We start from the raw sequence: 25,687 nt of genomic DNA, 5'->3' as shown, positions 1-25,687 counted from the left end.
CTCTGCCGACGCGACCCCGCAATCTCGCCGACACGCTATGACACTACCGCTGCGAGCCTTCTGAAGCAACACTTTCCACCGCGTAGAAGCCGAAGCGTCGCCAGGTTAAAGCCAAGCTGCAGTTAGGTACCTTTGCGCGGTGCGACAACACCTTGAGCCATGCCATGACGAGAGCGGTCCGCCGAGGGCAACCTGGGCGGCTCCGTCAGCGCTTGCTGATGCTTCCCAGGATACCTCTCAAAATGGCTTTTCCCAGTTGGGAGCCCACCTGAGTCGCCACGGATCGGGCCACCTGCCGCACCACCACCTCGGTGGTGGACATGCGCGTGCTCGGCCGGGGCGCGGGCGCGCCGGTGCCGGTGGATCGTCCCGTCGTGGTCGGGACGGGCGGCGTCGTGGACCCCTGCCGGGGCGCGCCACCGCGCGGCGCGGGCTCCACCTTCGGCGCGCCGGTGGCGGTGCCCAGCACCCCGCCGAGAATGCTGTCGAGAATGCTGCCGCCGCCCGAGGACGGCGCGGCCTCCTCCGCCGGCTGGGCCTTCTCCTCGGCCCGGGCCTGGAGCATCTCGAACGCCGATTCGCGATCCACCGCCGTGTCGTAGAGATGCCCGACCGGGCTTTTCGCCATGATGGCCGCCCGCTCGGCCGGCGTGAGCGGCCCGATGCGGCCGGAGGGCGGCCGGATCAGCGTGCGCTCCACCATGGAAGGGATGCCATTGCCCTCCAGCATGGAAACCAGTGCCTCGCCCTTGCCCAGCTCCATGATGGCCTTGGCGGTGTCGAGATCCGGATTGGGCCGGAAGGTCTCCGCGGCGGCCTTCACCGCCTTCTGGTCGCGCGGGGTGAAGGCGCGCAGCGCGTGCTGCACCCGGTTGCCGAGCTGGGCCAGCACGGTCTCCGGCACGTCGAGTGGGTTCTGGGTGACGAAATAGACGCCCACGCCCTTGGAGCGGATGAGCCGCACCACCTGCTCCACCTTCTCCAGAAGCGCCTTGGGCGCCTCGTTGAACAGGAGGTGGGCCTCATCGAAGAAGAAGACGAGCTTGGGTTTCTCCGGATCGCCCACCTCCGGCAGCCGCTCGAAGAGTTCGGAGAGCAGCCAGAGCAGGAAGCAGGAGTAAAGCCGGGGCGAGCCCATGAGCTTGTCGGCGGCGAGGATGTTGATGGTGCCGTAGCCCGCGCGGTCCACCCGCATGATGTCGGCGATGTCGAGGGCGGGCTCGCCGAAGAACTTGTCCGCGCCCTGGTTCTCCAGCACGAGCAGCTGGCGCTGGATGGCGCCGACGCTCTGGGCCGAGACGTTGCCATAGGTGGCGGTGAGGGTCGCCGCATTGGCCGAGACGTTGGCCAGCATGGCCCTGAGATCCTTCAGGTCGAGCAGCAGCAGGCCCTGCTCGTCGGCGATGCGGAAGACGATGTTGAGCACGCCCTCCTGCGTCTCGTTCAGCCCCATCAGGCGGGCGAGCAGCAGGGGGCCCATCTCGGAGATGGTGGCGCGCACGGGGTGGCCCTGCTCGCCGAACATGTCCCAGAAGATCACCGGGAAGCTGTCCGGCGTGTAGGCGATGCCCACCTCCTCGGCCCGCTTCAGCAGGAAGTCCTTGGCCTCGCCCTCGGCCGCGACGCCGGAGAGGTCGCCCTTGATGTCGGCCGCGAACACTGGAACGCCGGCCCGCGAGAAGCCTTCCGCCAGCACCTGCAGCGTCACTGTCTTGCCGGTACCGGTCGCGCCGGTGACGAGGCCGTGGCGGTTGGCGAGGCGCAGGGTGAGATATTCGTCCTTGGATTTGGCGTGCGTCGCCGTCGCCTCGACCCGGCCGAGGAAGCTGCGCCCCACGAGGACGCGGCCGTCGCTCTCGGGCGCCGGCGCCCGCCCGCCGGAAGACGCTGCGGAGGAGGTGCGCGGCACGGACGTGCGGCTCCAGGGGCCGGCCGGCGGCGCGGCCCCGGCCGGGTCGCTCGTCTCGGGGGGTAACCCGGAACCGGTCCCGAAATTCGTCCCTCGGCTCTTGGCCATGGCGGTGTCCTCGCTCGGGGCAGGCGGTCCAGCCGAATCGCGCGTCGGGTCCGGCCGCGTCATCGGGCAGTTTTCGCCCGCCTTCGGGACAGGGGCAAGCCCGTTCCGGCACCGCTCTCGCTTGCGAAAGCGCGCCATGCCCGGCAATGTTCAGGCCAGTCTCGCCTGCGATGCGGCGCAAGGAGATGGCATGGACGAGTTGATTGCGCGTTTGACCGAGCGGGTCGAGGTGGATGCCCCGACCGCCGCGGCCCTGGTGGCCATCGTCATCCAGTTTCTCGCCCGCGAGGCGCCGGCCGAGGCCATGGCGCCCCTCTATCAGACCCACCCCTGGGCCAGGGCGCTCGCCGATGCGGCGCCGCGCGAGGACGCCACCGCCCAGTCCGAGCGGCATTTCGGCGGCATGGCGCGGCTCATGCAGGTCGCGGACCGCATGATGGCCCACGGGCTCACCATGCCGCAGGTCCAGCTCGCCGTGCGCGAGACCGTGGCCTATGCCCGTGAGACTGTCGGCGCGGAACCCGTGAACCTCCTGGTGCGCTCGGTGCCCGGCCTCACCCACGTGGTCTGAGGCGCCGGGAAGCCGGGCAGTTGACTCGGCCCACGGTTGTGGCCTGATCTTGCTGCCGGCATGCACAAGCCGGGTTTGAGGGGGGTCTCATGTCCTATCCCATCATCGAGATCGAAGGCGTCGGCGCGGTCTATGCCGAGAAGCTCAAGGCCGCCGGAATTACCACCACTGAGGGGCTGCTGGAGCGGGCCAAGTCGCCCAAGCTGCGCAAGGAGCTGGCAGCGGCCACCGGCATCGACGAGACCCGCATCCTCAAATGGGCCAACATGGCCGACCTCATGCGCATCAAGGGCGTGGGCGAGGAATATTCCGAGCTGCTCGAGGCGGCGGGCGTCGATACGGTGAAGGAACTCAAGGCCCGCGTGCCCGCCAACCTCACCAAGGCCATGGCCGAGGCGAACGCCAAGCGCAAGCTGGTCCGCGCCCTGCCCACCGAGAGCATGGTGGAGAAGTGGGTGGCGCAGGCCAAGGAACTGCCGCCCGTTCTCACCTACTGAACCCCTCCCGCCCCATTGCCGCCCGCGCCCGCAAGACCTGCCGGCGCGGGCCGCCGCCCAGCCCTCCCGGCTGGCTCGCCGCAACACCTTGCGGGGATGCTTTGCGCCGACCCTTGAAAAGGGCGCGGCCTCCCCGTAATAGAGGGCGCGCGTGCCGCGGTAGCTCAGCTGGTAGAGCAACGCATTCGTAATGCGTGGGTCGGGGGTTCGAATCCCTTCCGCGGCACCATTGCCTCGAAACCGCCGTTCGCTGACGTAAAGAAATCCTGCGAACATAAGGCTCGCATGATCGTCACCGGTCCAGAGGTCCCTTGCGCCGGCCGTCAGATGCCCTGGCCGCCAGACACCTCGATGCGCTGCGCGTTGACCCAACGATTGTCCTCGGAGAGGAGGCTGGCGATCATCGGCCCGATGTCGTCAGGCAGGCCGACCCGGCCGAGGGCCGTCATCTCGGCGAAGCTCTTGTTCAGCTCGGGATTGTCCCGCACCGCGCCGCCGCCGAAGTCGGTCTCGATCGCACCGGGCGCGACCGTGTTGACGGCGATCCCGCGGGCCCCGAGTTCTTTCGCCATGTAGCGGGTCAGCACCTCGACCGCGCCCTTCACCGCCGCATAGGCGGCATAGCCCGGATAGGACAGGCGGGTGAGGCCGGAGGAGAGGTTCACGATCCGCCCGCCATCCGCGAGCATCGGCAGCAGAGTCTGGGTGAGGAAATAGACCCCCTTGAAGTGGACATTGACCAGCCGGTCAAATTGCGCCTCGCTGGTCTCGCCGATCAGCGCATAGTCGCCGTGGCCGGCATTGTTCACGAGGTGGTCGAAGATTTGGCGCTGCCACGTCTCGGCGAGGGCGGCGCGCAGGTGCTCGGCGAAGTCCGGGAAGGTCGTCACATCGCCGGTGTCGAGCTTCAGCGCAACGGCCTTGCGGCCCAGCGCCTCGATCTCGCTGACCACCGCCTGCGCATCTTCGGCGCGGCTCTGATAGGTCACGATCACGTCCCCGCCATGGCGGGCGATGCTGAGCGCGGTGTTGCGGCCCAGGCCGCGGCTGGCTCCAGTGACAAGGGCAATCTTGGTCATGGTCCGTCTCCATCTGTTGGACGAGACGGTTTTCGCTCCGACGACGCGGCGGCAGTTGCCGGATGCTCGGCGATCCTTGCCTAATCCTCCGAAAGGGGTGCGTTGGCGGGAAGTCCGGGTTACGTTTGCTCCATGACCGGCTTGCTCGATGCTGTTCGCCGCTTCTCGGAAGCGCATGCCAATGCCCAAGGAATCGCGGCAACGCCCATTCTAGGGCTTGCCACCGTGCGGGCCACCGCGCCGAGCGACCTTATCGCGGACATCTCGCGCCCCCTGGTCTGCCTCGTGCTGCAGGGAAGCAAGCACGTGGCCCAGGGCAATCAGGGCTTCGCCTTCTCCGCCGGCGAGTCCCTCCTCATCACGGCTGATGTGCCGACGGTGAGCCAGATCACCCGAGCAACGCCGGCTGCGCCCTATCTCTCCCTGGTGCTGGAACTCGACCCCGCCGTGATCTCGGGGCTCGTGGCGGAGATGTCAGCGGCGGAGGAAGTGGACCATGCGCCGGTCCGGATCGATCCCACGGACGCGGAGGTGGCGGATGCGGCGCTTCGGCTGATGCGCCTGCTCGAGCGCCCGGCGTCATTGCCGGTGTTGGGCGTGCAACTGGTGCGGGAGATGCACTATTGGCTCCTGGCGGGCCGTCACGGGTCGGCGATCCGCCGCCTGGGCTGGCCCGAAAGCCATGTGCATCGCGTGGCCCGCGCGGTGGCCGTGTTGCGAACTGAATTCCGGCAGCGGCTCCCGGTAGAGCGTCTGGCCGCTGCGGCAGGGATGAGCACCTCCTCCTTCCACGAGCATTTTCGGGCGGTGACCTCGCTCTCGCCGCTCCAGTTCCAGAAGCAGCTGAGGCTGATCGAGGCGCGGCGCCTCATGTTGTGGGAGGGCATGAGCGCGAGCTCCGCAGCTTTCGACGTCGGCTACGAGAGCGTGCCGCAGTTCACGCGGGAGTATGGTCGCATGTTCGGCGCGCCGCCGGTGCGCGACATCGAGGCCGCGCGGCGCAGGGGCTCGGTGGCGGCCTGAGGGCAAAAGCCTCGGCGGAGCGAGTACGGTCCGCCGCCCACGCTACTGGGCCCCAAAGCAAAAACACGGGCCTGCGCGCGAGCAATTGCGCGCGCAGGCCCGGTTAAGCGGGGGCGCCAGGGACGTCTGGAAGGGTGGGGAACCGCCTCCCCATCGCCGACGCCGCCGCAACCAACGAAGAGCTATTTGCCGATGCGGTGGAGCGGGCGCCCGCCGACGCCGAGGCACAAGGCGATAAGAATTTCGTCCGGCCGCGGCGCGTCAGGGATTGCGATCTCCGCCGAGTCCATGTCGTCAAAGCTCCAGATGTTGTTCTTGTTGGTGAGCGGCATCAGGAGCGGCGACCCCGGCCCGCCAATCTTCTTGGTGCCGGGGATGATGTCCTTGCCCGTGCCGACCGCGGCCCGGACCGGTGCGCCGAACCGCGGATGCAGCAGGGCGGCGGAGTGCTCCAGCTCCCCGTTGACCCCGACCACGGCGCCTTTGCCGTAGCTCACCACCTCGTCCGGCGCGATCCCCAACGCCGCGACGCCGCGGGTCGCCATTAGGCCGCCGACCTCCGCGCCCAGATCGTAGAGCGGGGTCAGATCCTCCACATACGTTCCCGCGTATGGGTTGGCGATGACGGCCGCCACCGTGACCTTGCGGCTGGGCGGGGAAACCTCGCGGCCCATTTCCTCGTGGGTCTCTTCCACCTGCACCACGAGCTTGCGGACTTTCAGCAATGACATGATGTTTCCTTCGGACTTGGATGACGGGCGAAACCGCGGTCAGCTCTTCAGCAGGGCGCACTCGCTCTGGGAGAGCGGGCGGAAGGCCTCCTCGGCTGGAATGGTGGCGCGCAGCTTGTAGTAGTCCCACGGCGCCTTGGATTCGGCGGGCTTTTTCACCTCGAACAGGTACATGTCGTGGATCTTGCGCCCGTCCGCGCGGATGCGGCCCTCGCCGAACAGAGGATCCTTGATGGGCTTGGCCTTCATGGCGTCCACGACCTTGCGGCCATCCTTGGCATCGCCCAGATCCGCCACCGTCTTCAGATAGTTGAGGGTCGCGGAATAGACGCCGGCCTGCACCATGGTGGGCTTGGCGCCCCGCATCTTCTCGGCGAAGCGCTGGGAGAAGGCGCGGGTCTTGTCGTTCATGTCCCAATAGAAGGGCGAGGTGAGGATCAGTCCCTGCGCGACCGGCAGGCCCATCGAGTTCACGTCGGAAATGTAGATGAGCAGCCCGGCGAGGTTCTGGCCGCCGGCCACGATGCCGAATTCAGCTGCCTGCTTGATGGAGTTCGTGGTGTCCGCCCCTGAATTGGCGAGGCCGACGATCTTTGCTTTCGAGCCCTGCGCCTGCACGAGGAAGGACGAGAAGTCGGATGTGCCGAGCGGAACGCGCACGCGGCCGACCACCTTGCCGCCGTTCTTCTCCACCACGTCGGCCGTGTCGCGCTCCAGTGCCTGGCCGAAGGCATAGTCGGCGGTGAGGAAGAACCAGGTGTCGCCGCCCGTCTTCACGATCGCCTGTCCGGTGCCGTGGGCGAAGGCCCAGGTGTCGGAGGTCCAGTGCACGGTGTTGGGCGAGCAGGCCTTGCCGGTGAGATCGGAGGTGGCCGGGCCCGAGGCCAGCATCACCTTGTTCTTGTCCCGCGTGATCTGGTTCACCGCGAGGGCCGCCGCCGAATTCGTCACGTCGGTGATCATGTCGACGCCGTCCACGTCGAACCAGCCGCGGGCGACGTTGGCGGCAATGTCGGCCTTGTTCTGGTGGTCGGCGGAAAGCACGTCGATGGTCCAGCCCTTCTGCTTCAGGCCGGAATCCTCGATGGCGAGCTGCGCGGCGATGACGGAACCGACACCGCCCATGTCGGCATAGGCGCCGGACTGGTCGTTGAGGACGCCGATCTTCACCGTCTTCGGGGCTTGCGCGCTGGCCGCGGTGGTTGCGGCAAGTAGAATGGCAAGTCCCATCAGGATGCGTGATTTCATCTTGTTTCCTCCCATATTTTTTGTTCGTTCTGCTTGCGGGTTCCCCGTTATGTCCCTGAGCTTCGTTTGGCGCCGAAGTTCAGAGGGTTTTCAGGTAGGAGATGACCGCGGAATAGTCCCGGCCGCGCCCGCCATTGGCCGCGTAGCGCCCGAAGATGTCCTCCGCCGCCGCGCCGAGCGGAGTGCGGGAGCCGCTGGCGTCGGCGGCTTCCTGCGAGAGGCGAAGGTCCTTCGCCATCAGCTCGGTGGCGAACCCCGGCGTGTAGCCGCGATTGGCGGAGGCGGTGGGCACCGGGCCAGGCACCGGGCAATGGGTGGTGAGGGCGTAGCACTGGCCCGAGGAGGTGGAAGCCACCTCGAACAGCGCTTGATGGGAGAGGCCGAGGGATTCGGCGAGGTTGAACGCCTCGCTGACGGCGATCATCGAGACGCCGAGGATCATGTTGTTGCAGATCTTCGCGACCTCGCCATTGCCCGGCCCGCCGCAATGCACGATGCGCCGCCCCATGGCCGCGAGCAGCGGCTGGCCGACGGCGAAGGCCTCGTCCGTGCCGCCCGCCATGAAGGTCAGCGTGCCGGCGGTCGCGCCCTCCGTGCCGCCGGAGACCGGCGCGTCGAGGGACAGCAGTCCCGCCGCCGCGGCCAGATCATGGGCGGCGCGGGAGCTGGTGACGTCGATGGTGGAGGAATCGATCATCAGCGCGCCTGGCGCCATCTGCGGCAACGCTCGCGACCACACCGCGCGCACCGCGGCACCGCTCGGCAGCATTGTGATGACCACGTCAGCGCCGTCGAACAGTCCGTCCTCCGACGCAGCGACCTTCAGCCCCGCCGCGGCGGCTGCCGCGCGCGCCTCGGCCGACAGGTCGAAGCCGGTGACCGAATGATTGGCCTTCTGGAGGTTGGCCGCCATGGGGCGGCCCATGTTGCCGAGGCCGATGAAGACGATATGTGCCACGCCGAAAATCCCCTTCTCACGCGACCGACGCCTCTGAAGAGCCGCGCGCGAATGTGCCGCAACGACGATTAGCTGTTCCTCTGCGGTCAGGCGCTGCTTATGTTTCCGCCATAGTTGTGCAGAAATGGGCAGCGGAGCGCGGCATGAACTGGGACTATCTGCGGGCGCTCATTGCGGTGGCGCGCGGCGGCACGCTGTCGGCGGCGGCGAAGATGCTCGGTGTGAAGCATTCCACGGTGAGCCGGCACCTGGCCGGCCTGGAGGCCGAGATCCGGACCCGCCTCGTGGTGCGCGCGCCGGGCGGGCTGACGCTCACCGACGCTGGACTGCGCCTGCTGGAGGCCGCGGAAGCCATGGAGCTTCAGGCCCAGACCGCGCAGGACGAGATATCGGGACGCGACGTATCCATCTCCGGAACGGTGCGCATCGGCGCGCCGGATGCCTTCGGCGCCTATTTCCTGTCGCCGCGCCTCACCCGCCTCCTGGACCAGAACCCGGCGTTGAAGGTGCAGCTCGTGGCCACGCCGCGCTCCTTCAACCTCACCAAGCGCGAGGCCGACATCGCCATTGCCCTGACCATGCCGGAGCGCGGTCGTCTCGTGACCCGCAAGATGGCGACCTATGGGCTCGGCGTGTTCGCCAGCGCCGCCTATCTCGCGGAGAAGCCAGCGATCCGCAGCGTGGACGACCTGCGCCGCCATCGCTTCATCAGCTACATCGACGATCTCATCTTCACCCGCGAGCTCGATTATCTCGGCGAGGTCGCCACCGGCATCGATGCCGCCTTCCAGAGCTCGAACCTCTTTGCCCAGATGCACGCGACGCGGGCGGGGCTCGGTGTCTGCATCCTGCCCTACTTCCTGGCGTCTGGTTGTCCGGACCTGAGGCTGGTGCTGCCGGATGCCGTGCGCCTCGTGCGGTCATGGTGGATCATCGTCCATGAGGAGCAGAAGAACATCGCGCGCGTGCGCATCACCGCGGATTTCATCACGCAGGAACTTGCCAACGAAGCCACCCTGCTGATGCAGCCGGCCGCGCAGAACCTTTAAGGCGGCGAGGCGCCGCAGATCAGTGTTGACCTTGGCTGATTGCGCGTTTGACCGATGGGATCGGAGCGTCCTGCCTTGCGTATGAGCATTTCATCGGCCGCCTGCGCAGGACGGCGTCCAGCGCGAGAACCCCGAGTTTGACCATGAGCCGCACACTGCAATGGCAGCCCCGATGGCCGCAGGGGTGTCTGCCACTGATCCCCACGAATGGATCCCGCCAACCTCGTATTGTCGGATGGATTGATGGTCTCGATTGCATCCGAGCCCAGCCATTCGCCTCAGATGCGTCCGTGTTTGGTGATGACGACCTGGGAAAAGCCCCGAGGTTTGTTCGTCGAGCGGCTGGCCTGCGATCCTGTCGCTGTCGAGCAGCTCTTGGAGGAGGCCGTCAAGCGCGGCTACGCCCTCTCGGATCGGAAATCCTGAAGACCAACCGGGGCGCCGCAGTTGCCGTGATGCGCGGCGATAACGGCGAACGCGAAGGCTCAGCTTTTCTTGAGCACGCGCCGATTTGATTGCTCTGCGCGCGCTTCTTCGACGTGCGTCTCGCGCAGGTCACTCGGCCGCCGTCTGCCGCAAAGATCTGTTCAAGAAGCTTTGCTTTTTCATCGCAAATTCTATGGCGCCGGTTCAGTTTATTATGTGACACATGGGTCGGCCGCTTGTACAGACAAGCCTTGCCGGAGGAACAAGTGCTTCCTCTCGCCGTTGGCCTCCAGGAGCCGGCCTGAGCGAGCGGCGAGCCGCGACCTCTTTCCGCCATTCATCAAGCTCCGGCCCACGCATCAGGAGATAATTGATGAAGGCACTGACCTTCCACGGCAAAGGCGACATCCGCTGCGAGCAGGTTCCGGACCCGCAGATTCAGCATGCGCGGGACGCAATCATCAAGGTCACGGCCTGCGCCATCTGCGGCTCGGACGTGCACATCTACGATGGTGTCATCCCCTCGATGGAGCATGGCGACGTGCTGGGGCACGAGACCATGGGTGAGGTGGTGGAGGTCGGCAGCGGCGCGTCCAACCTGAAGGTGGGCGACCGCGTGGTGGTCCCCTTCACCATTTCCTGCGGCGAATGCTTCTTCTGCCGGCGCGGCTTCTATTCGGGCTGTGAGCGTTCCAATCCCAACCACAAGATGGCCGAAGAGATGTGGGGATACTCGCCTGCCGGCCTCTTCGGATACTCTCATATGCTGGGCGGATACTCGGGCGGGCAGGCGGAATATCTGCGCGTGCCCTATGCCGATGTCGGCCCCATCAAGGTGCCGGACGGGCTCACCGACGAGCAGGTGCTTTTCCTCTCCGATATTTTCCCGACTGGCTACATGGCCGCCGAATTCTGCGAGCTGAAGGGTGGCGAGACGGTTGCGGTGTGGGGCTGCGGCCCGGTGGGTCAGATGGCCATCCGCAGCGCCTTCCTGCTGGGCGCGGAGCGTGTGATCGCCATCGACACAGTGCCCGAGCGCCTTGCCCTGGCGCGGGCCGGCGGCGCGGAAACGCTGGATTTCCTCGGCGAGGACATCTACGAGCGCATCCGCGACATGACGAACGGCCGTGGCGCCGACGCCTGCATCGATGCCGTGGGCACGGAGGCGGATGCCTCATCGTCCCTCTACGCCCGCATCGACCGCATCAAGGTGGCGGCCTTCATGGGCACCGATCGGCCCCATGTGCTGCGGCAGGCCATCCAATGCTGCCGCAACTTCGGTGTCGTCTCCATCGTCGGCGTCTATGGCGGCTTTCTGGACAAGATCCCGATGGGTTCTGCCATAAATCGCGGCCTCACCTTCCGGATGGCCCAGACCCCGGTCCAGCGTTACCTGCCAATCCTGCTGGAGCGCATCCAGAACGGCGACATCGACCCGTCCTTCGTCATCACCCACCGTGCCGGGCTCGAGGACGGTCCGGATCTTTACGCCCAATTCCGCGACAAGAAGGACGGCTGCATCAAGGTCGTCCTCAAGCCCTGAAAGGACATGCCATGGCCCAGGCCATTCCCCATACCCGAGCTTCTGGGACGCGGCCTCTTGCGGTCGTAACCGGCGCGTCGTCGGGCATCGGCTACGAACTGGCGCTGCTGCTGGCGCAGGACGGGTTCGATCTCGTCATCGCCGCCGACCAGCCAGACATCGTGACGGCATCGGAGGCCCTCAGCGCGGCGGGCGCGAAGGTGCATTCGCTCCAGACCGATCTCGCTACCACCGAGGGTGTGGACAAGCTCTGCGGCGAGGTCGAGCGCCTCGGACGGCCTGTGGAGGTGCTCTGTGCCAACGCCGGCCACGGACTCGGGAAGGGCTTTCTCGATCAGGATTTCAATGCCGCGCGGCATGTTGTGGACACCAACGTCACCGGCACGATCTATCTCATCCATCGCATCGGCAACGCCATGCGGCGGGAGGGGACGGGCCGCATCCTCATCACGGGCTCCATCGCGGGCTTCATGCCGGGCAGCTTCCAGGCGGTCTACAACGGCACCAAGGCCTTCATCGATTCCTTCGCCTGGGCCCTGCGCAACGAACTGAAGGACACCGGCATCACTATCACCTGCCTGATGCCGGGCCCGACTGAGACCGAATTCTTCCAGCGTGCGGACCTGATGGACACGCAGGTCGGGCAGGCCGAGAAGGACGACCCCGCCGATGTGGCGCGCGCCGGATACAAGGCGATGATGTCGGGCGAGGGCGATGTGGTCGCCGGCTGGAAGAACCGCATCGAGAGCGCGATCGCCAATGTCACGCCGGCAGCGGTACTGGCCGAGCAGCACCGCAAGATGGCCGAGCCGGGATCAGGTGAGGGCTGAAGCGGAACAATACCTCATAACCGCCGAATAATTCGCAGCATTAGCTGTATTTGCTCACTTCAAACTTGACGTTAGGAACAATAACGGGTCCCAAGCCTTCCCGATGTGGTGGCTGCGGCACGATTAGTCGGTCCCGAAAACCTGAACACAAGTGGAGACGGAAATGGCGACGAGCCCGACCCGAGATCTCTTCGTCGTGGGGCTAAGGAATGCCCACGCCGTGGAGAACGAAGCGCTTTCCATCATGAACCGGCAGATCGACCGGCTGGAAAACTACCCCGAACTTTCCGCGCGGCTGCGGACGCACGTGGAAGAGACCAACGGCCAGCTCAAGCGGCTGGACGATATCCTTGGGAGCCTTGGCGAGGACAACTCCACTTTCAAAGATGTCGCGGCGTCGTTCATGGGAAACATGGCCGCCCTCGGCCATTCGATGGCGGGCGACGAGATCTTGAAGAACTCCTTCGCGGACTACGCCTTCGAGAATTACGAGATCGCGGCTTACCGCTCCCTCATCACCATGGCCGAAACCTGCGGCGCGCTTGCGGCGGTGCCGCTGCTGAAGGCCTCGCTGGAAGAAGAGCAGGCCATGGCCGAATGGCTGGAAATGCACCTGCCGCAGGTCACGCAGCGTTACATCGCGCTGGAGTCCGCCGGCGAGAAGGCGAACCGCTGACGCAGCGATTTCCTAAGGAGACACCGTCATGTTCATCCATCGCAAGCAACTGCAGTATCACGCGAAGCCCGACGCGCCGGATCCTCTGTTCGCCAAGCTTCTTCAGGAGCCGCTCGGCGGGCAGTGGGGCGAGATCAGCGTCATGATGAGCTACCTCTGGCAGGGCTGGTCCTGCCGGGGGCCCCAGAAGTATCGCGACATGATCCTTGACATCGGGACCGAAGAGATCGGCCATGTGGAGATGCTCGCCACCATGATCGCGCGCCTGCTCGAAAGTTCACCGGTGGAGGCACAGGAGAACGCGGCAAAGGATTCCGCCGTGGGCGCCATCCTCGGCGGTGCGCGTATTGAGGACGCGATCATGGCGGGCATGAACCCGCAGCATGCCATAGTCGCCGGCTCCGGCCCGCGTCCGGTGGACAGTGCCGGCAATCCCTGGACCGCGGGCTACATGACCGCGAGCGGCAATCTCCTCGCCGACTTTCGCTTCAATCTCACGGCGGAAAGCCAAGGCCGGCTTCAGGTGGCGCGGCTCTACAATCTCACCAGCGACACCGGCGTGCGCGACATGCTGTCCTTCCTCATCGCGCGGGACACCATGCACCAGAACCAATGGCTCGCCGCCATCAAGGAGCTGGAGGAGGAAGGCTTCGACCGCACGCCGGTGCCGGCCAACTTCCCGCGCGAGATGGAGATGCAGGATGTCTCCTACCTCTACATCGACGCCTCCGAAGGCACCTCGAGCAAGGCCGGGCGCTGGGCCAAGGGGCCTTCGCCGGACGGTCAGGGCGAACTGAGCTATGAGCAGATTCGCCCTCTTGCCGAAGACGATGGAATCCTGGGCGAGGCCGACCCCCGCATGTACGGCACTGCGGCCGTGCCGATGCCGCCGGCCGCCGCCGAGTAACACCTTCTAGAATGAAGCCGGGGTGCCGAACGGCCCCCCGGCCGTGCGAAGCCGCCTTCGGGCGGCGCATGCGGTTTTGCGCCTCAAGTATTGAACTATCCGCCGGCCCGCTCCTGCAGCAGGCGTTGCGCAATGACGGAGGCACTCGCCACGTGCTGGAGGGCGGCCGCATGCGCGTCCTCGGCCTTGCCCGCGCGGATCGCTTCCACGATCCGCTGCATCTGCTTGGGGCCTTCCACCTCACGGCCCGGCGTCTTGATCGTCATCGAGCGCGCCGCCCGCCAAGCCATGATGCTGGGCGCGACCCATGCGGGGCTCGCGGTGTCGAACACGTCCACCGCACTCATCCACGGGCTGAGCCGGCCCATCGGCGCCTTCTTCCATGTGCCGCACGGCCTCTCGAACGCCATGCTCCTGCCGCTGGTGACGGAATACTCACTCTCCGCCGCGCCTGCGGGCTACGCGGCGGCCGCCCGTGCACTCGGCTGGGCGACGGGCGCCACGGGAGACGAAGAGGCCGGGCGAGCCTTGGTGCGGGGATTTCGCGATCTCAATGACCGCTTGAAGGTGCCCACACCCAAGGCCTATGGCCTGGACGAGGACACTTATTTCCGCCTCCGCCCGGAAATGGCCAGCCAGGCCCTCGCCTCTGGCACGCCGGGGAACAACCCGCGCATTCCCACCGAAGACGAGATCGTCCGTCTCTACGAGATCGCCTGGGATGGGGGGCAATTGGCGCGTGACAACGTTGCCTGACGGCTCGGACCCCCACGCTCCACCACCTCGCGAGGGATGTTTGCGCGGCAGCCGGCCGCCCGAATGCCCCGCAGACGACGAACGATCGAAATTTGGGCACGGGTCGGAAAGTGACCGCCCAGCACAGCGGCATACCCCATATTTAGTGATTTAAAACAATCATTTAATGGAGTAACGACTGGCCAATCAATCAGCTTTACCGGGCGTGGCGGCCTGCACAAACTAAGTAAGCACTTAATTTGTTTACACGCCCCGCCGCCGCCGTACAGCCGGAGATTTCGGACATGTCGCTGACCCGTCGCGCCTTCGGCCGTAACCTGTTGACCGGCGCCGGCCTCGCAGCCGCCGGCGCCTTTCCCGGCGGGCTGATCACCCCCGCGCGCGCCGCCGACCGGCTGCTCGTGGTGCAGTGGGGCGCGCAGTGGATCGAGGTCTCAAAGCAGATCGCAGCCGATTTCAACAAGACGAACCCCACGCAGATCGCCTGGGAGCTTCACTCCGGCGGCGCGGCGGCTGTCGTCGCCAAGATCAAGGCGGTTTGGCCGAACACCCAATACAATGTACTCTCGGTGTGGGATCCGGTCTTCCGAGCGATGATCAAGGAAGACTGGCTCCTTCCGATCGACGAGAGCATCGTCACCAACCTCGCCACCATCCCCGACCAGTTCATCCAGAAGAACGACAAGGGCCAGAAGATGAGCGTGCCGCTCTCCACGGCCGGCGCGTTCTGGGGCTATCGGGAGGACCTGCTGCCGGGCGGCTTCAATTCGGTTGAAGACCTGCTGCGTCCGGAGTTCAAGGGCAAGCTGTGCGTGCCCTATCCCATCGGGCTGACCGGGCTCTTCATCGTGAGCTGCGCGCTCCAGCGCGGCGGCAATGAGCGGAACGCCGAGCCGGGCTGGGAGCTGGTCAAGGAACTGGCGTCGAAGGGCCAGATCGGCATGATCGCCACCAACAATTCCGAGTATATCAACGCGATGGCAAGCGGCCAGTACTCGGTCGGCTTCTGGAACAACGGCGGCTGGTTCGCCACCGCCAAGAATTTTCCGGTCAAGTTGAAGAACCGGATGCCGGGCAACAAGGTGTTCCTCTACAATGAAGGCTTCTGCGTGCTGAAGGGTTCGCCCGCGAAGGCCGCCTTCGAGTTCGCCAATTTCTTTGCCGAGCCGAAGATGAACGAGCTCTACAACATGAATCTCGGCTCCGGGCCGACCCAGCCCTCCGCCAAGCCCAATCCGATGCTGGCGGACTGGTATTTCGCGCCGAGCGATCTGGAGAAATACGCTTACTTCGCAGACTTCGCCTATCTCGGCTCGGTGGTGAACGAGTGGAACGCCCGATGGGAGCGCGAGATCGTGCCGCTGGTGCGGCGCGGCTGATCGGGAGGGGAGGGGAAACGGGGCGAACGGCGACATGGCACGAGCGGGCGGCAAACGGCGCGACGGCTTGACGGCGCTTCTCCTGTGGCCGGCGCTCATCATCGTGGCGCCGCTGCTGCTCGGCCCCCTTCTGGTGCTCGGTCACGAGAGCCTGAAGCCGTTCGTGGGCGGGCGCATCGGCGGCGACGATGCCGGTGCGCTCACCCTCGACAACTACGCCCAGATCGCCGCGCCGGAATACGCGCGCTATTTCCTCGACACGTTCCGCATAAGCTTCATCAGCGCCGGCCTTGCCATGGTGCTGGGCTTCCCCATGGCGCATTTCATCGCCCGGCGGGCTGGGCCGCTCATGCGCCGGGTGCTGATGGGCGGCCTGGTCGGAACGCTCTTCCTCAGCATCATCGTGCGGGTTTACGCCATCGCCGTGAGCTTTGGCCCGCTCGGCCCGCTCTCGGGGTTCGGACGCCTGTTCGGCATCGCCCCTGCCAGCCCGGACGGTGCGGAGCTGATGGTGGTGCTCAGCCTGATGAACACGACGCTGCCGCTGGTCGCCCTCACGCTGGTCGGAACGCTGCAGAACATCAATCCGCGGCTTGAGGAGGCGGCGATGTCGCTTGGCGCGCCGCGCTGGAAAACCTTCTTCCAGGTCACGGTGGCGATGAGCCTGCCCGGCATTCTATCGGCGGGCATCATCGCCTATGCCTTCTGCCTCAGCAATCTGGTGGTGCCGATGCTGGTGGGGCGCGGCTTTATCCTGTTCGTGTCGAACCTCATCTACTCGCGCTTCTCGGAAGTGGCCAATTTCCCCGGCGGCGCCGCGCTGTCGATCGTGATGATGGTGGTCTCCGTCGCCCTGTTCTACGGGCTGCTGCACCTCGTACGCGCCAATTGGCAGGAGGCGGGCAAATGAGCGACCCCCATGTGAACGGACGGTTGCTCAGCAAGCGCATGGCGGATGCCCTGTTCGAGGCCGCCTACCTTTCGCTCGTCACCTTGTTCATCGCCTTCTCGCTGATCCCGGTCCTTGTCGCGATCGTGCTGTCATTCGATGCGCGCAGCTTCATCGGCCCGTTCCCGCCCAGCGCGTTCTCCCTGCGCTGGTATGAGCGCTTCCTCGCCGACAATTACTATCAGGACGGCCTCGTCAACAGCCTGATCATCGCCACCGTGGCGACGCTGGTGGCGACCGTTGTCGGCACGCTGGCGGCCATCGCGCTCAGCCGGGCCACCTTCCGCGGCCGCGCCTTGCTGCAGGCGGCGCTCCTGTCGCCGCTGGTGGTGCCCAATGTCGTCCTTGGCTTCGGCATGCTGATCTTCGCCAGCCGGCTGGGCATCATCGATGGCATGACACGGCTGATCATGGGGCACATCCTCATCACCTTTCCCTATGTCATGCGTACCACCGCCGCTTCGTTGGTCGGCATCAAGGCGAGCTATTACGAGGCGGCGCTCAGCCTGGGCTCGCCGCCCTGGAAGGCGCTGTGGCAGATCACCTTGCCGCTGGCCCGCACCGGCATCATCGCCGGCGCCGTGTTCGGCTTCGTCACCTCCTTCGACAATGTGGGCATCAGCATCTTCCTGACCGACGCCTTCACCTTCACCCTGCCTGTCGCGCTTCTCGCGCAGATGCGGGCGAACCTCGACCTGACCATCGCGGCACTGTCGGTCATCTTCATCGTCGCCACCGTGTTGCTCATCGTCGTGCTCGACCGCGTCGCGGGGCTCGATGTGGTGGTCGGGCGCGGCGTATACGGGCGCTGAGCATGTCTGTTCTCGACATCCAGAACATCACCAAGCGTTTCGGCACCACTGCGGCCGTCGACAATGTGAGCTTCTCCGTCGATCGCGGCGAAATCGTTGCGCTGCTCGGTCCATCGGGCTGCGGGAAAACGACGACGCTGCGCATGATCGCCGGCTTCGAGTGGCCGGATGAGGGACGCATCGTCATCGGCGGCGCCGACATGGCGACACGCCAGCCCTACGAGCGCAATGTCGGCCTTGTGTTTCAGGACTACGCGCTGTTCCCGCATATGAGCGTCGCGCAGAACATTGCCTATGGCATGAAGAACCGGGGCGTGAAGCGGGCCGAGATCAGCCAACGCATCCGCGAGGTGCTGGAGCAGGTGCAACTGCCCGGCATCGAGGAGCGCCGGCCAAGCGCGCTCAGCGGCGGCCAGCAGCAGCGCGTCGCGCTGGCCCGGGCGCTCGTCACCAGGCCGGATATCATGCTGCTCGACGAGCCATTGTCCAATCTGGACGCCAAGCTGCGGCTCCAGCTCCGCCGGGAGATCCGCACCATCCTCGGCAGGTTCGGCTGTACGTCGATCATCGTGACCCACGATCAGGAAGAGGCGATGGGCCTCGCCGATCGCATCGTGCTGATGAACAAGGGGCGGATCGAGCAGATCGACACGCCGCACGCGCTCTATCAAAGCCCGCGCACGCTGTTTGCCGCCGACTTCATCGGCCATTCCAACTGGATCGGTGGCACGCTTTCCCGCCGCGGCGGCGGTGCGGCGACCGTGGAGACGGCTCTTGGGCTTCTGCCGGTCATTCCGCGTGACGTTGCGGACGGCCCGGTGACACTCTGCATCCGTCCCGAGCGCCTTGCCCTCCTCAACTCCTCCGACCAGGCCGAAATCATGCTCGACGCGCTGGTCGAGCGGCACGATCCCATCGGTGCGGATCTGCGCATCTGGTCGCGCCTCGCCGATGGCACGTCGGTCCAGTCGCTGGAGAAGAATGTCGGACGCGAGCTTCCCGCACCGGGCGCGCGCGTCAGGCTCGGCCTGCGCATCGTCGACGGCATCGTGCTTGCGGGGCGGAGGCAGGAGCCATGATACAGCGCCCGCTCGCCATACGCGGCGGCCTTGTGGCGTTTCCCTCGGAGGGGGAGGTACGCGCGGCCGATCTTCTGATCCAGGATGGGCGGATCGCCGCCATCGTCGCGCCCGGTGCCGCGCTGCCCGAGGAGGCCGAGCTGGTCGGCGCGAACGACCGGCTGATCATGCCCGGCCTCGTCAACGCGCACACGCACAGCCATCTCGCCATCGCCAAGGGCGTCTCGCGCGCCTGGACGCTGGAACTGCATCTCCACAACGGCCCATGGACCGGCGGCGGCCAGAACCTTGCGGATCGCCATCTGCTGGCCCAGGCCTCGGCCGCCGAGATGCTGCTCAAGGGCTGCACCGCCTGTTACGATCTGGTGTTGGAGCTTCCGCAGCCCTCGCCGGACGGCATGTTCGCCACCGCCGCCGGCTATATCGACGCCGGCATGCGCGCCGTTGTCGCCCCGATGCTGGCCGATCGCACCTTCTGGCAGGCGATCCCCGGCCTGCGCGATGCGCTGCCGGACCATGCGCGGGCCGAGATCGACACCATCCGCATGGCCGGCGTCGACGCCAACCTCGAAGCCTGCGAGCGCATGTTGAGGGAATGGCCGCATGATCGGTTAGGGGTGCGCCCGGGCCTCGCCCCCACCATCCCGCTGCACTGCTCGGACGCGTTCTGGACGGGAGCACGCGCGCTGGCCAATGCCCACGGCGCGCCGATGCATGCTCATCTGGCGGAATCGAAGATCCAGGCCATCGCCGGACGCGCCCGCTATGGCATGAGCCTCACTGCTCACCTCGATGCACTCGGCATCCTCGGCCCCGATTTCACCGCCGCCCACGGCATCTGGCTCGATGACGCCGATCTCGAACTGCTGGCACGGCGCGGCTGCTCGGTCGCGCACAATCCGTCGAGTAATTTCCGGCTCGGCAGCGGCATCGCGAACGTGCCGGCCATGGTGGCGGCCGGCGTGCGCGTCGGCCTCGGCTCGGACGCCTGCAGTTGCTCGGACCACCAGAACCTGTTCGAGGTCATGCGCCTCGCCTGCTATCTCTCCCGCACCGCCTCGTTCGATCCCGACGACTGGCTCTCGCCGCGCGATGTGTTCGAAATGGCGACCTGCGGCAGCGCGCGGGCGCTTGGCCTGCATGAGATCACCGGCGACATCCGGCCGGGTCTCGCGGCGGATCTTGTCTTTCTCGACCTCGGCAGCGTCAACTTCACGCCGCTCAATGATCCGCTCTACCAGCTCGTCTTCGCCGAAGAGGGGCGCAGCATCACCCGCGTCATGGTCGGCGGCCGCACGGTGGTGGAGGACGGACGTTTGACCACCATCGACTATCCGGCGCTGCGCGCACGGCTCAACGACCGCGCGCGCGAGATCTTTGCCGCCAACGCTCCGCGCAAGGAGATGCTGGCCGCCATCGAGCCGTTCGTGAAGCATTTCTGCGTCGGCCTTGCGCAGGGGCGTCTTGAACTCGCGGAGAGTGTCGCGCCATGATCGCCACCACCGACGCTGCCGCACTGCGTGCAGCCTTCTCCCCCATCCTCGCCACGCTGATGGAACAGACAGGCGCGATACGCTGCACCGTGCGCCTCGACTATCCCGCGCTCGGCCTCAGCGTGAACGTACCTTGCGCCGAGGTGCTGGCGCTGGGCGCCGCCTCGATGATGGATAATAGCGCCGTCGATCATCGTCGGGCGCGGAGTGTCCGCTGGATCGAGAAGAACCGGCGCGCCCTGATCCAGGGGGACGTCTTCGCCGATCCCGATCTTGCCCCGCCGCCGGCGCTGATCCGCATCTTCGGAACCCGCTCGCAGATGGTGGCGCCGCTGATCGGGCGCGACGACTATCTGTTCGGCTGGGTATCCGCCCATTTCGCCGAAGGACCCCGCGTGTTCGAGCCCGCCATCATCGCCGCGCTGGAGGCCGCTCGTGATGCCGTGCGCGATACGCCGGGGGTGCCGTTGGACATCTGAACGGAGCGCGCGGCAGGGCTCGCAGGGGGCCATTCCTCCCATCCGCATCGCCAATGATGCGCCGAAAGGACTTTCGATCATGGGACAGCGCCGCAAGGATATGGACGTGAGGGATTTCGCCGCGCGGAACGTCTCGGACGGAGCCATTCGGCTGGAGAACCGATGACGACCGCCTCATCCAAGCCAGCCGGAGAACGCCGGAAGAATTCGGCACACGAAGAGCCGGCGGACGCGGCCAAGGCGACGAAAAATGCGCGGCAGCGTTCGCCGGGAAAGCGCAACGCCGCCGCCACGCGCCAGCGCATTCTCGAAGCGGCGATGGCTGAGTTCGCCCAGCACGGCTACAGCGGCAGCCGGATCGAACGCATTACGGCGTCCGCCGATGTCAATGTCGGCATGATCTATCATTACTTCGGCAACAAGGACGATCTCTACCTCGCGGCGCTTGAAGCGTCTTACAAGATCATCCGCGACCGCGAGCAGACGCTCGATGTCACCGGCACCGATCCACGATCGGCGCTGGCGGCCCTGATCGAGCTGACGTTCGATTTTCTCAGTACCGATCCGCATTTCGTGCGTCTGATCATGAATGAGAATCTCATGATGGGCCGGACGGCCCAGCGCTCAGCCACGATCCCTCACATGACGCGGCCCCTGCTCGACTCGCTCAGCAATATTCTCACGCTTGGGCAGGAGCAGAACATATTCAAACAGAATGTCGACGCGGAAAGCCTATACATTTCCATTTTAGGTCTGTGCTTCATCCATGTGTCAAACCGGCATACCCTGAGCAGCATGTTCCAGCATGACTTTTCAGAGCCCCAATGGCTCGACCAGAGAAAATCGATCGTTGTGCAGACGATACTGTCGTTCGTTTCGGCTATCGAAGGTCAGTCAGGATCGATTTCGCCGTAGCGCGAGAAGCCCGCGAAACTCTCGTGGGATCGACGCTTCCCGGCTGCCAGATGAGGCTCCGCGACCTCATGGCCGCGGAGCCTTTGACCGGATGAAAAAGGCACGTCTCTCGCGACCAGCGGTCAATCGAGAGCGTCGGCGATGGCCTTGCCGCAGGTCTGCGTGTCGGCTGAACCGCCGATGTCGGCCGTGCGCCCCGCAGGATCGGCCAGCACCCGCTCGATGGCGCGCTCGATGGCAGCGGCGGCGTCCACTTCCCCGAGATGCTCCAGCATCATGGCCGCGGACCAGATCTGGCCCACCGGGTTCGCAATGCCACGCCCGGCGATGTCCGGCGCCGAGCCGTGCACCGGCTCGAACAGGGACGGGAAGGTCCGCTCGGGGTTGATGTTGCCGGAGGGCGCGATGCCAATGGTGCCGGTGCAGGCCGGGCCAAGATCGGAGAGGATGTCGCCGAACAGGTTGGAAGCGACCACCACGTCGAACCGGTCCGGATGCAGTACGAACTGCGCGGTGAGGATGTCGATGTGGTACTTGTCCGTGCGCACCTCGGGGTAGGTCGCCGCCATCGCCTCCACCCGCTCGTCCCAATAGGGCATGGTGATCGCGATGCCGTTGGACTTGGTGGCCGAGGTGAGGTGGCGGTTCGGCCGCCGCATGGCCAGCTCGAAGGCGAATTTCAAGACGCGGTCCACGCCGTGGCGCGACATCACCGTTTCCTGGATCACCAGTTCGCGGGATGTGCCGGGATACATGCGTCCGCCGATGGAGGTGTATTCGCCCTCGGTGTTCTCGCGCACCACCCAGAAGTCGATGTCGCCCGGCTTGCGGCCGACGAGGGGGCAGGGCACGCCCGGCATCAGCCGCACGGGCCGCAGGTTCACATACTGGTCGAACTCCCGCCGGAACTGGAGCAGCGAGCCCCAGAGCGAGACATGGTCCGGCACCGTGTCGGGCCAGCCCACCGCGCCGAACAGGATGGCGTCCGAGGTGCCGACCCGCTCTTTCCAGTCGGCCGGCATCATCTCGCCATGGCGGGCGTAATAGTCGCAGCACGCGAAATCGTGCCAGGTGAGATCGAGGCTGAAACCATAGAGCGCCGCCGCCGTCTCCAGCACGCGCACGCCCTCGGGCATCACTTCCTTGCCGATGCCGTCCCCGGGGATGACGGCGATGCGATGGTGTCTTGCGGCCATGGTCACGTTTCCTGCGATTTGTGTGTGGTTGGGGTCAGACGGGCGCTGTAAGGCGCAGGCCGCCCATGTGGAAAGCCTTGGGCTCCAGATATTCGGCGATGCCGAGATAGCCGCCCTCGCGGCCGAGCCCGGACTGCTTCACGCCGCCGAAGGGCGCGACCTCCATGGAGATGGCGCCGGTGTTCAGCCCGACCATGCCGAATTCCAGCGCCTCTCCCACCCGCCAGGCGCGGTGCATGTCCTCGGTGAAGAAATAGGCGGCGAGGCCATAGGGGGTGCCGTTGGCGAGGGCGATCGCCTCTGCCTCGGTCTCGAAGCGGAACACCGGGGCCACCGGGCCGAATGTTTCTTCATTGGCCAGCAGCATATCGGTGCTGGCGCCGGTGAGGAGGAGGGGGGCGACGAAGTTTCCGTCTTCGTTGGAGGTCACGCTCTGCTGCACCACGCACGCGCCCTTCGCCAGCGCGTCGGCGACGTGCGCGTGCACCTTCTCCGCCGCGGCGCGGTTGATGAGCGGACCGATGGCGACGCCGGGCACTGTGCCGGGGCCGACCTTCTGTGCCGCGATGCGCGCGCCGAGGCGGGCGACGAAGGCGTCATGGATGCCGGCCTGCACCAGAATGCGGTTGGCGCGCACGCAGGTCTGTCCGGCATTGCGAAACTTGGAGGCCATGGCCCCCTCGGGCCTCTTCCGCGAACCACTTCACGAAGGACGCGCCGTAGCGCACTTCCCCCTCCGCCTCGGCGAGGGGCTTGCCCTGCTCCGCCGTCATGATCCGCGCGAGATCGGCGGCGTTGGCGAGGATCAGGTCGTTCCATCGCTCCAGAAGGCGTGCCCGTTCGGCGGCCGGCACCGTGCGCCAGGCGCGAAAGGCGGCCTCCGCCGCCGCGATGGCGCGCCGGGTCTCGGCCGCACCGCAGGCCGGCACTGTGCCTACGGGCCGGCCGGTTGCCGGGTCCTCGACGACGAGCGTCGCGCCGTCATCGGCGGCGCACCACTGCCCGCCGATGAAGGCCGCCTCGACGAGGAGGCTCGGATCGGCAAGTGCGAGCGGGTTTTCAGCGGCGGGGGACATGGCGAGGTCTTTCAATAGCCGCGGCTGCGATCCACGAGGCCGATCATCGGCTCGCCCGCGGCATGGCGGCGGAGATTTTCGAGGAGGCTGATGACGGCGGTTTCCGGCCGGGTGAGGCTCGCGACGTGGGGCGTCAGCAGGATGCGCGGATGGCTCCAGAACGGATGCTCCGGCGGCAGAGGCTCCGGCTCCGTGACATCGAGCACCGCGCCCGAGAGGGTGCCGGCATCGAGGGCGGCGACCAGATCGTCCGCCACCACATGGCCGCCGCGCCCCGCGTTGACGATGCGCGCGCCCGCCGGCATCCGGGCGAACAGGCGGGCATCAAGAATGCCCCGCGTTTCGGCGGTGAGCGGCAGGAGGCAGACGAGGATGTCCGTGCGGGCGAGGAACGCTCCGAGCCCGGCCTCGCCGGCGAAGGTCTCCACGTTCGGGATGGCCCGCGGCGACCGGCTCCAGCCCGCAAGCGGAAAGCCGAACGGCGCGAGGCCCGCGAGCGACGCCTGTCCCAGGGAGCCGAGCCCCATGATGCCGACGCGCCGTTGCGCCGCCGGCGTTTCATAGTGCTGCGCCCAGACGTGCTTTTTCTGCTGGTCGATGTAGGTCGGCAGGTCGCGGTGGAGGGCGAGGACGGCCATGGTCACATACTCGACCATGCCCTCGACGATCCCCGGCTCCACCATCCGCACCACGGGAATCCGCGCCGGGATGCGCGAGAAATCCAGGTGATCCACGCCGGCGCCGGTGGAGAAGATCACTTCGAGGTTCGGGAACGTGGCGGTCAGGTCCACATGCACGTCCCACACCGCGACCCAGCGGATGTCGGCGGGGTTGCCGATGTTCGGCCAGATGCGCACGTCGATGTCGGGCGCCATTTCGCCGATCAGCCGGCGCCAGACTTCGCCGCGGGCGGGATCGGCCATGTAGAGCAGTGCCATGGGACGGACCTAACTGGATGGTGAGAGATCAGGAAACGGCGACCCATAGCTTGCGGACGGTTTCGATCGTTTCCCAGGTGCCGACGAAGCCCGGCCGCAGCACGAAGGTGTCGCCCGCGCGGAAGCGGCGCGGGGTGCCGCCATCCTCGGTCAGTTCCACGACGCCGGACAGGATCGTGCAATATTCCCAGGTCCCGCCCTTGATGGAGCGCGTGACGCCGGGCGTCGCCTCCCAGATGCCGGTGCGGATGTCCTTGTGGCCGGCCCCCAGAAGTCCGCCCAGGTCTGCGGCGCTTTGGCGGCGAATTTCTTCTTGTTGTAGGCGAGCACCGAGGAATAGAACTCGTAGGCCACCGAATAGGGGGTCTTGTACTGCGCCGGCATGGATGCGGCGTTGGGAATCTTCGAGAAGTCGAGCTTCTCGACCATGCCCTGCTCGCCGCCGCGGATGCAGATGGTGGTCGGTGAATCGATGACGTCCCAGATGGCCTTGCCGGTGGCGGCCCGGGTCTTCAGAACCGGCCACGCATCGGGCGCGCTGTCCTGGTTGATGGTGATGCCGAGCAGCTTGGCCGCCGGATTGAGGATGGCCTTGGTCTGGGCCTCGATGCCAAGGCGCTTGAATAGCTCATTCTCCACATAGATGCCGCTCGCGCTGTCCGAGTAGGCGACGGATTTCGCGTTGAGCAAGGCGGTGCGGAGCGCATCTACGGTGGAGATGTCGGGCTTCTGCGTGCCGGCGCGCAAGGCAACGCCGATGGGCGAGCGGACGAGATCGACGCGCGACACCTTGTCCAACTTGCCCTGCTCGGTCAGGCCGGTGAGCGCTTCGCCCACCATGATGAGCACGTCCACCGACTCACCCCGGTTGAGACGCACCGGAATCGCGTTCTCGGTGGTGCCGATGGACGGCCCATAAGCGGTCAAACCTTGAGCTCGGTCTCGCGCTCGAACTGCGGCACCAACTGCTTGTAGGCGGCGGAGAGGCCGCCCGAGATTATCACCCGCACCTCATCGGCCTGCGCCGAAGCAGGCAGGGCCAGTGCAAGGCCGACCAGAA

General features: G+C 66.3%; 25 protein-coding genes, 1 tRNA gene and 3 pseudogenes. 18 read left to right on the top strand and 11 right to left on the bottom strand.

From position 1 onward, the window contains the following. Nucleotides 1-205: 205 nt before the first annotated feature. Nucleotides 206-2,017 (bottom strand): helicase HerA-like domain-containing protein, encoded by a 1,812-nt coding sequence (locus V5F63_RS17820; RefSeq protein ID WP_394100717.1) that lies wholly within the window; start codon nucleotides 2,015-2,017, stop codon nucleotides 206-208. A gap of 190 nt (nucleotides 2,018-2,207) precedes the next feature. Between V5F63_RS17820 and V5F63_RS17815 the strand changes: the two genes are divergently transcribed. The 3 genes from V5F63_RS17815 (at nucleotide 2,208) to V5F63_RS17805 (ending at nucleotide 3,314) form a co-directional block, all read left to right on the top strand. After that, nucleotides 2,208-2,588: a hypothetical protein gene (locus tag V5F63_RS17815; protein WP_394100718.1), complete on the top strand. Its 381-nt coding sequence runs from the start codon at nucleotides 2,208-2,210 to the stop codon at nucleotides 2,586-2,588. An 89-nt stretch (nucleotides 2,589-2,677) separates the two neighbouring features. After that, nucleotides 2,678-3,085 (top strand): DUF4332 domain-containing protein, encoded by a 408-nt coding sequence (locus V5F63_RS17810; RefSeq protein ID WP_209484507.1) that lies wholly within the window; start codon nucleotides 2,678-2,680, stop codon nucleotides 3,083-3,085. 153 nt (nucleotides 3,086-3,238) lie between these two features. Next, nucleotides 3,239-3,314, top strand: a tRNA-Thr gene (locus tag V5F63_RS17805). 94 nt (nucleotides 3,315-3,408) lie between these two features. Here V5F63_RS17805 and V5F63_RS17800 read toward each other — a convergent pair. Beyond that, complete coding sequence (locus V5F63_RS17800) at nucleotides 3,409-4,164, bottom strand: SDR family oxidoreductase (protein ID WP_209484505.1); 756 nt, start codon at nucleotides 4,162-4,164, stop codon at nucleotides 3,409-3,411. 132 nt (nucleotides 4,165-4,296) lie between these two features. On the opposite strand from V5F63_RS17800, the gene V5F63_RS17795 reads away from it, so the two are divergent. After that, nucleotides 4,297-5,187, top strand: coding sequence for an AraC family transcriptional regulator (locus V5F63_RS17795; protein WP_394100719.1), 891 nt, complete (start codon nucleotides 4,297-4,299; stop codon nucleotides 5,185-5,187). Between the two features lie 182 nt (nucleotides 5,188-5,369). Here V5F63_RS17795 and V5F63_RS17790 read toward each other — a convergent pair whose 3' ends face one another. From V5F63_RS17790 to mmsB, 3 genes are all read right to left on the bottom strand, one after another. Continuing rightward, nucleotides 5,370-5,918 carry an amino acid synthesis family protein gene (locus V5F63_RS17790; RefSeq protein WP_209484501.1) on the bottom strand — a complete coding sequence of 183 codons (549 nt, stop codon included), beginning with the start codon at nucleotides 5,916-5,918 and terminating at the stop codon, nucleotides 5,370-5,372. Between the two features lie 39 nt (nucleotides 5,919-5,957). Continuing rightward, a complete protein-coding gene (locus V5F63_RS17785; RefSeq protein WP_394027964.1) occupies nucleotides 5,958-7,166 on the bottom strand; it encodes an ABC transporter substrate-binding protein in 1,209 nt (402 codons plus the stop codon). Between the two features lie 79 nt (nucleotides 7,167-7,245). Then, nucleotides 7,246-8,124 (bottom strand): 3-hydroxyisobutyrate dehydrogenase, encoded by an 879-nt coding sequence (gene mmsB / locus V5F63_RS17780; protein WP_394100720.1) that lies wholly within the window; start codon nucleotides 8,122-8,124, stop codon nucleotides 7,246-7,248. 143 nt (nucleotides 8,125-8,267) lie between these two features. On the opposite strand from mmsB, the gene V5F63_RS17775 reads away from it, so the two are divergent. The 6 genes from V5F63_RS17775 (at nucleotide 8,268) to V5F63_RS17750 (ending at nucleotide 13,555) form a co-directional block, all read left to right on the top strand. Then, complete coding sequence (locus V5F63_RS17775; RefSeq protein ID WP_394100721.1) at nucleotides 8,268-9,173, top strand: LysR family transcriptional regulator; 906 nt, start codon at nucleotides 8,268-8,270, stop codon at nucleotides 9,171-9,173. A gap of 207 nt (nucleotides 9,174-9,380) precedes the next feature. Continuing rightward, nucleotides 9,381-9,599, top strand: a complete 219-nt coding sequence (locus V5F63_RS17770; RefSeq protein ID WP_209484493.1) for a hypothetical protein — start codon at nucleotides 9,381-9,383, stop codon at nucleotides 9,597-9,599. A 373-nt stretch (nucleotides 9,600-9,972) separates the two neighbouring features. Then, a complete protein-coding gene (locus tag V5F63_RS17765; protein ID WP_209484491.1) occupies nucleotides 9,973-11,142 on the top strand; it encodes a zinc-dependent alcohol dehydrogenase in 1,170 nt (389 codons plus the stop codon). Between the two features lie 11 nt (nucleotides 11,143-11,153). Continuing rightward, nucleotides 11,154-11,972, top strand: coding sequence for an SDR family NAD(P)-dependent oxidoreductase (locus tag V5F63_RS17760; protein ID WP_394100722.1), 819 nt, complete (start codon nucleotides 11,154-11,156; stop codon nucleotides 11,970-11,972). Between the two features lie 163 nt (nucleotides 11,973-12,135). Further along, complete coding sequence (locus V5F63_RS17755; protein WP_209484487.1) at nucleotides 12,136-12,648, top strand: ferritin-like domain-containing protein; 513 nt, start codon at nucleotides 12,136-12,138, stop codon at nucleotides 12,646-12,648. Between the two features lie 28 nt (nucleotides 12,649-12,676). Then, a complete protein-coding gene (locus V5F63_RS17750; protein ID WP_394100723.1) occupies nucleotides 12,677-13,555 on the top strand; it encodes a manganese catalase in 879 nt (292 codons plus the stop codon). A gap of 95 nt (nucleotides 13,556-13,650) precedes the next feature. On the opposite strand, the gene V5F63_RS17745 is transcribed toward V5F63_RS17750, so the two are convergent. Continuing rightward, nucleotides 13,651-13,821, bottom strand: coding sequence for a hypothetical protein (locus V5F63_RS17745; RefSeq protein WP_245327207.1), 171 nt, complete (start codon nucleotides 13,819-13,821; stop codon nucleotides 13,651-13,653). Between V5F63_RS17745 and V5F63_RS17740 the strand changes: the two genes are divergently transcribed. The 8 genes from V5F63_RS17740 (at nucleotide 13,811) to V5F63_RS17705 (ending at nucleotide 21,417) form a co-directional block, all read left to right on the top strand. Then, nucleotides 13,811-14,311: a dehydroquinate synthase/iron-containing alcohol dehydrogenase family protein gene (locus V5F63_RS17740; protein ID WP_394027968.1), complete on the top strand. Its 501-nt coding sequence runs from the start codon at nucleotides 13,811-13,813 to the stop codon at nucleotides 14,309-14,311. The two genes, V5F63_RS17745 and V5F63_RS17740, sit on opposite strands and share 11 nt — an antisense overlap. A 284-nt stretch (nucleotides 14,312-14,595) precedes the next feature. Next, nucleotides 14,596-15,690: an extracellular solute-binding protein gene (locus V5F63_RS17735; RefSeq protein WP_209484481.1), complete on the top strand. Its 1,095-nt coding sequence runs from the start codon at nucleotides 14,596-14,598 to the stop codon at nucleotides 15,688-15,690. A 67-nt stretch (nucleotides 15,691-15,757) separates the two neighbouring features. Next, nucleotides 15,758-16,600 carry an ABC transporter permease gene (locus V5F63_RS17730; protein ID WP_209484479.1) on the top strand — a complete coding sequence of 281 codons (843 nt, stop codon included), beginning with the start codon at nucleotides 15,758-15,760 and terminating at the stop codon, nucleotides 16,598-16,600. Continuing rightward, nucleotides 16,597-17,451 (top strand): ABC transporter permease, encoded by an 855-nt coding sequence (locus V5F63_RS17725; RefSeq protein WP_394100724.1) that lies wholly within the window; start codon nucleotides 16,597-16,599, stop codon nucleotides 17,449-17,451. Before V5F63_RS17730 ends, V5F63_RS17725 begins: the two co-directional genes overlap by 4 nt. A gap of 2 nt (nucleotides 17,452-17,453) precedes the next feature. Beyond that, complete coding sequence (locus V5F63_RS17720) at nucleotides 17,454-18,530, top strand: ABC transporter ATP-binding protein (RefSeq protein ID WP_209484474.1); 1,077 nt, start codon at nucleotides 17,454-17,456, stop codon at nucleotides 18,528-18,530. Next, nucleotides 18,527-20,023, top strand: a complete 1,497-nt coding sequence (locus V5F63_RS17715) for an amidohydrolase family protein (RefSeq protein WP_394100725.1) — start codon at nucleotides 18,527-18,529, stop codon at nucleotides 20,021-20,023. The genes V5F63_RS17720 and V5F63_RS17715 overlap by 4 nt, the downstream gene beginning before the upstream one ends. Then, nucleotides 20,020-20,502, top strand: coding sequence for a GAF domain-containing protein (locus V5F63_RS17710; RefSeq protein WP_394100726.1), 483 nt, complete (start codon nucleotides 20,020-20,022; stop codon nucleotides 20,500-20,502). The genes V5F63_RS17715 and V5F63_RS17710 overlap by 4 nt, the downstream gene beginning before the upstream one ends. Before the next feature lie 162 nt (nucleotides 20,503-20,664). Then, nucleotides 20,665-21,417, top strand: coding sequence for a TetR family transcriptional regulator (locus V5F63_RS17705; RefSeq protein WP_394100727.1), 753 nt, complete (start codon nucleotides 20,665-20,667; stop codon nucleotides 21,415-21,417). Nucleotides 21,418-21,539: 122 nt separating this feature from the next. Here V5F63_RS17705 and V5F63_RS17700 read toward each other — a convergent pair whose 3' ends face one another. The 5 genes and pseudogenes from V5F63_RS17700 to V5F63_RS17680 all read right to left on the bottom strand — a co-directional run. Continuing rightward, a complete protein-coding gene (locus tag V5F63_RS17700) occupies nucleotides 21,540-22,613 on the bottom strand; it encodes a tartrate dehydrogenase (RefSeq protein WP_394100728.1) in 1,074 nt (357 codons plus the stop codon). A gap of 34 nt (nucleotides 22,614-22,647) precedes the next feature. After that, nucleotides 22,648-23,689: pseudogene (locus V5F63_RS17695) on the bottom strand (aldehyde dehydrogenase family protein). A gap of 11 nt (nucleotides 23,690-23,700) precedes the next feature. After that, on the bottom strand, nucleotides 23,701-24,627 hold the full coding sequence (locus V5F63_RS17690) for a 2-hydroxyacid dehydrogenase (protein WP_394100729.1): 927 nt from the start codon (nucleotides 24,625-24,627) through the stop codon (nucleotides 23,701-23,703). A 28-nt stretch (nucleotides 24,628-24,655) separates the two neighbouring features. Continuing rightward, nucleotides 24,656-24,877 (bottom strand): annotated as a pseudogene (locus V5F63_RS17685) (cupin domain-containing protein); the annotation flags it as partial. Nucleotides 24,878-24,879: 2 nt separating this feature from the next. Next, nucleotides 24,880-25,506, bottom strand: a pseudogene (locus V5F63_RS17680) (extracellular solute-binding protein); the annotation flags it as partial. Nucleotides 25,507-25,687: the final 181 nt, after the last annotated feature.

The organism is Xanthobacter wiegelii (genome assembly GCF_043193855.2).
GTDB classification, from domain to species: domain Bacteria; phylum Pseudomonadota; class Alphaproteobacteria; order Rhizobiales; family Xanthobacteraceae; genus Xanthobacter; species Xanthobacter flavus_A.
Note: the sequence above shows the minus strand (reverse complement) of the source record. Positions and strands in the feature narration are given on the sequence as shown.

Bases quoted from the DNA above. Each gene is read 5' to 3' on its own strand.
- V5F63_RS17820 (WP_394100717.1), bottom strand. From the start codon at position 2,017: ATGGCCAAGAGCCGAGGGACGAATTTCGGGACCGGTTCCGGGTTACCC.
- V5F63_RS17815 (WP_394100718.1), top strand. From the start codon at position 2,208: ATGGACGAGTTGATTGCGCGTTTGACCGAGCGGGTCGAGGTGGATGCC.
- V5F63_RS17810 (WP_209484507.1), top strand. From the start codon at position 2,678: ATGTCCTATCCCATCATCGAGATCGAAGGCGTCGGCGCGGTCTATGCC.
- V5F63_RS17800 (WP_209484505.1), bottom strand. From the start codon at position 4,164: ATGACCAAGATTGCCCTTGTCACTGGAGCCAGCCGCGGCCTGGGCCGC.
- V5F63_RS17795 (WP_394100719.1), top strand. From the start codon at position 4,297: ATGACCGGCTTGCTCGATGCTGTTCGCCGCTTCTCGGAAGCGCATGCC.
- V5F63_RS17790 (WP_209484501.1), bottom strand. From the start codon at position 5,918: ATGTCATTGCTGAAAGTCCGCAAGCTCGTGGTGCAGGTGGAAGAGACC.
- V5F63_RS17785 (WP_394027964.1), bottom strand. From the start codon at position 7,166: ATGAAATCACGCATCCTGATGGGACTTGCCATTCTACTTGCCGCAACC.
- V5F63_RS17775 (WP_394100721.1), top strand. From the start codon at position 8,268: ATGAACTGGGACTATCTGCGGGCGCTCATTGCGGTGGCGCGCGGCGGC.
- V5F63_RS17770 (WP_209484493.1), top strand. From the start codon at position 9,381: ATGGATCCCGCCAACCTCGTATTGTCGGATGGATTGATGGTCTCGATT.
- V5F63_RS17765 (WP_209484491.1), top strand. From the start codon at position 9,973: ATGAAGGCACTGACCTTCCACGGCAAAGGCGACATCCGCTGCGAGCAG.
- V5F63_RS17760 (WP_394100722.1), top strand. From the start codon at position 11,154: ATGGCCCAGGCCATTCCCCATACCCGAGCTTCTGGGACGCGGCCTCTT.
- V5F63_RS17755 (WP_209484487.1), top strand. From the start codon at position 12,136: ATGGCGACGAGCCCGACCCGAGATCTCTTCGTCGTGGGGCTAAGGAAT.
- V5F63_RS17750 (WP_394100723.1), top strand. From the start codon at position 12,677: ATGTTCATCCATCGCAAGCAACTGCAGTATCACGCGAAGCCCGACGCG.
- V5F63_RS17745 (WP_245327207.1), bottom strand. From the start codon at position 13,821: ATGACGATCAAGACGCCGGGCCGTGAGGTGGAAGGCCCCAAGCAGATG.
- V5F63_RS17735 (WP_209484481.1), top strand. From the start codon at position 14,596: ATGTCGCTGACCCGTCGCGCCTTCGGCCGTAACCTGTTGACCGGCGCC.
- V5F63_RS17725 (WP_394100724.1), top strand. From the start codon at position 16,597: ATGAGCGACCCCCATGTGAACGGACGGTTGCTCAGCAAGCGCATGGCG.
- V5F63_RS17720 (WP_209484474.1), top strand. From the start codon at position 17,454: ATGTCTGTTCTCGACATCCAGAACATCACCAAGCGTTTCGGCACCACT.
- V5F63_RS17715 (WP_394100725.1), top strand. From the start codon at position 18,527: ATGATACAGCGCCCGCTCGCCATACGCGGCGGCCTTGTGGCGTTTCCC.
- V5F63_RS17710 (WP_394100726.1), top strand. From the start codon at position 20,020: ATGATCGCCACCACCGACGCTGCCGCACTGCGTGCAGCCTTCTCCCCC.
- V5F63_RS17705 (WP_394100727.1), top strand. From the start codon at position 20,665: ATGACGACCGCCTCATCCAAGCCAGCCGGAGAACGCCGGAAGAATTCG.
- V5F63_RS17700 (WP_394100728.1), bottom strand. From the start codon at position 22,613: ATGGCCGCAAGACACCATCGCATCGCCGTCATCCCCGGGGACGGCATC.
- V5F63_RS17690 (WP_394100729.1), bottom strand. From the start codon at position 24,627: ATGGCACTGCTCTACATGGCCGATCCCGCCCGCGGCGAAGTCTGGCGC.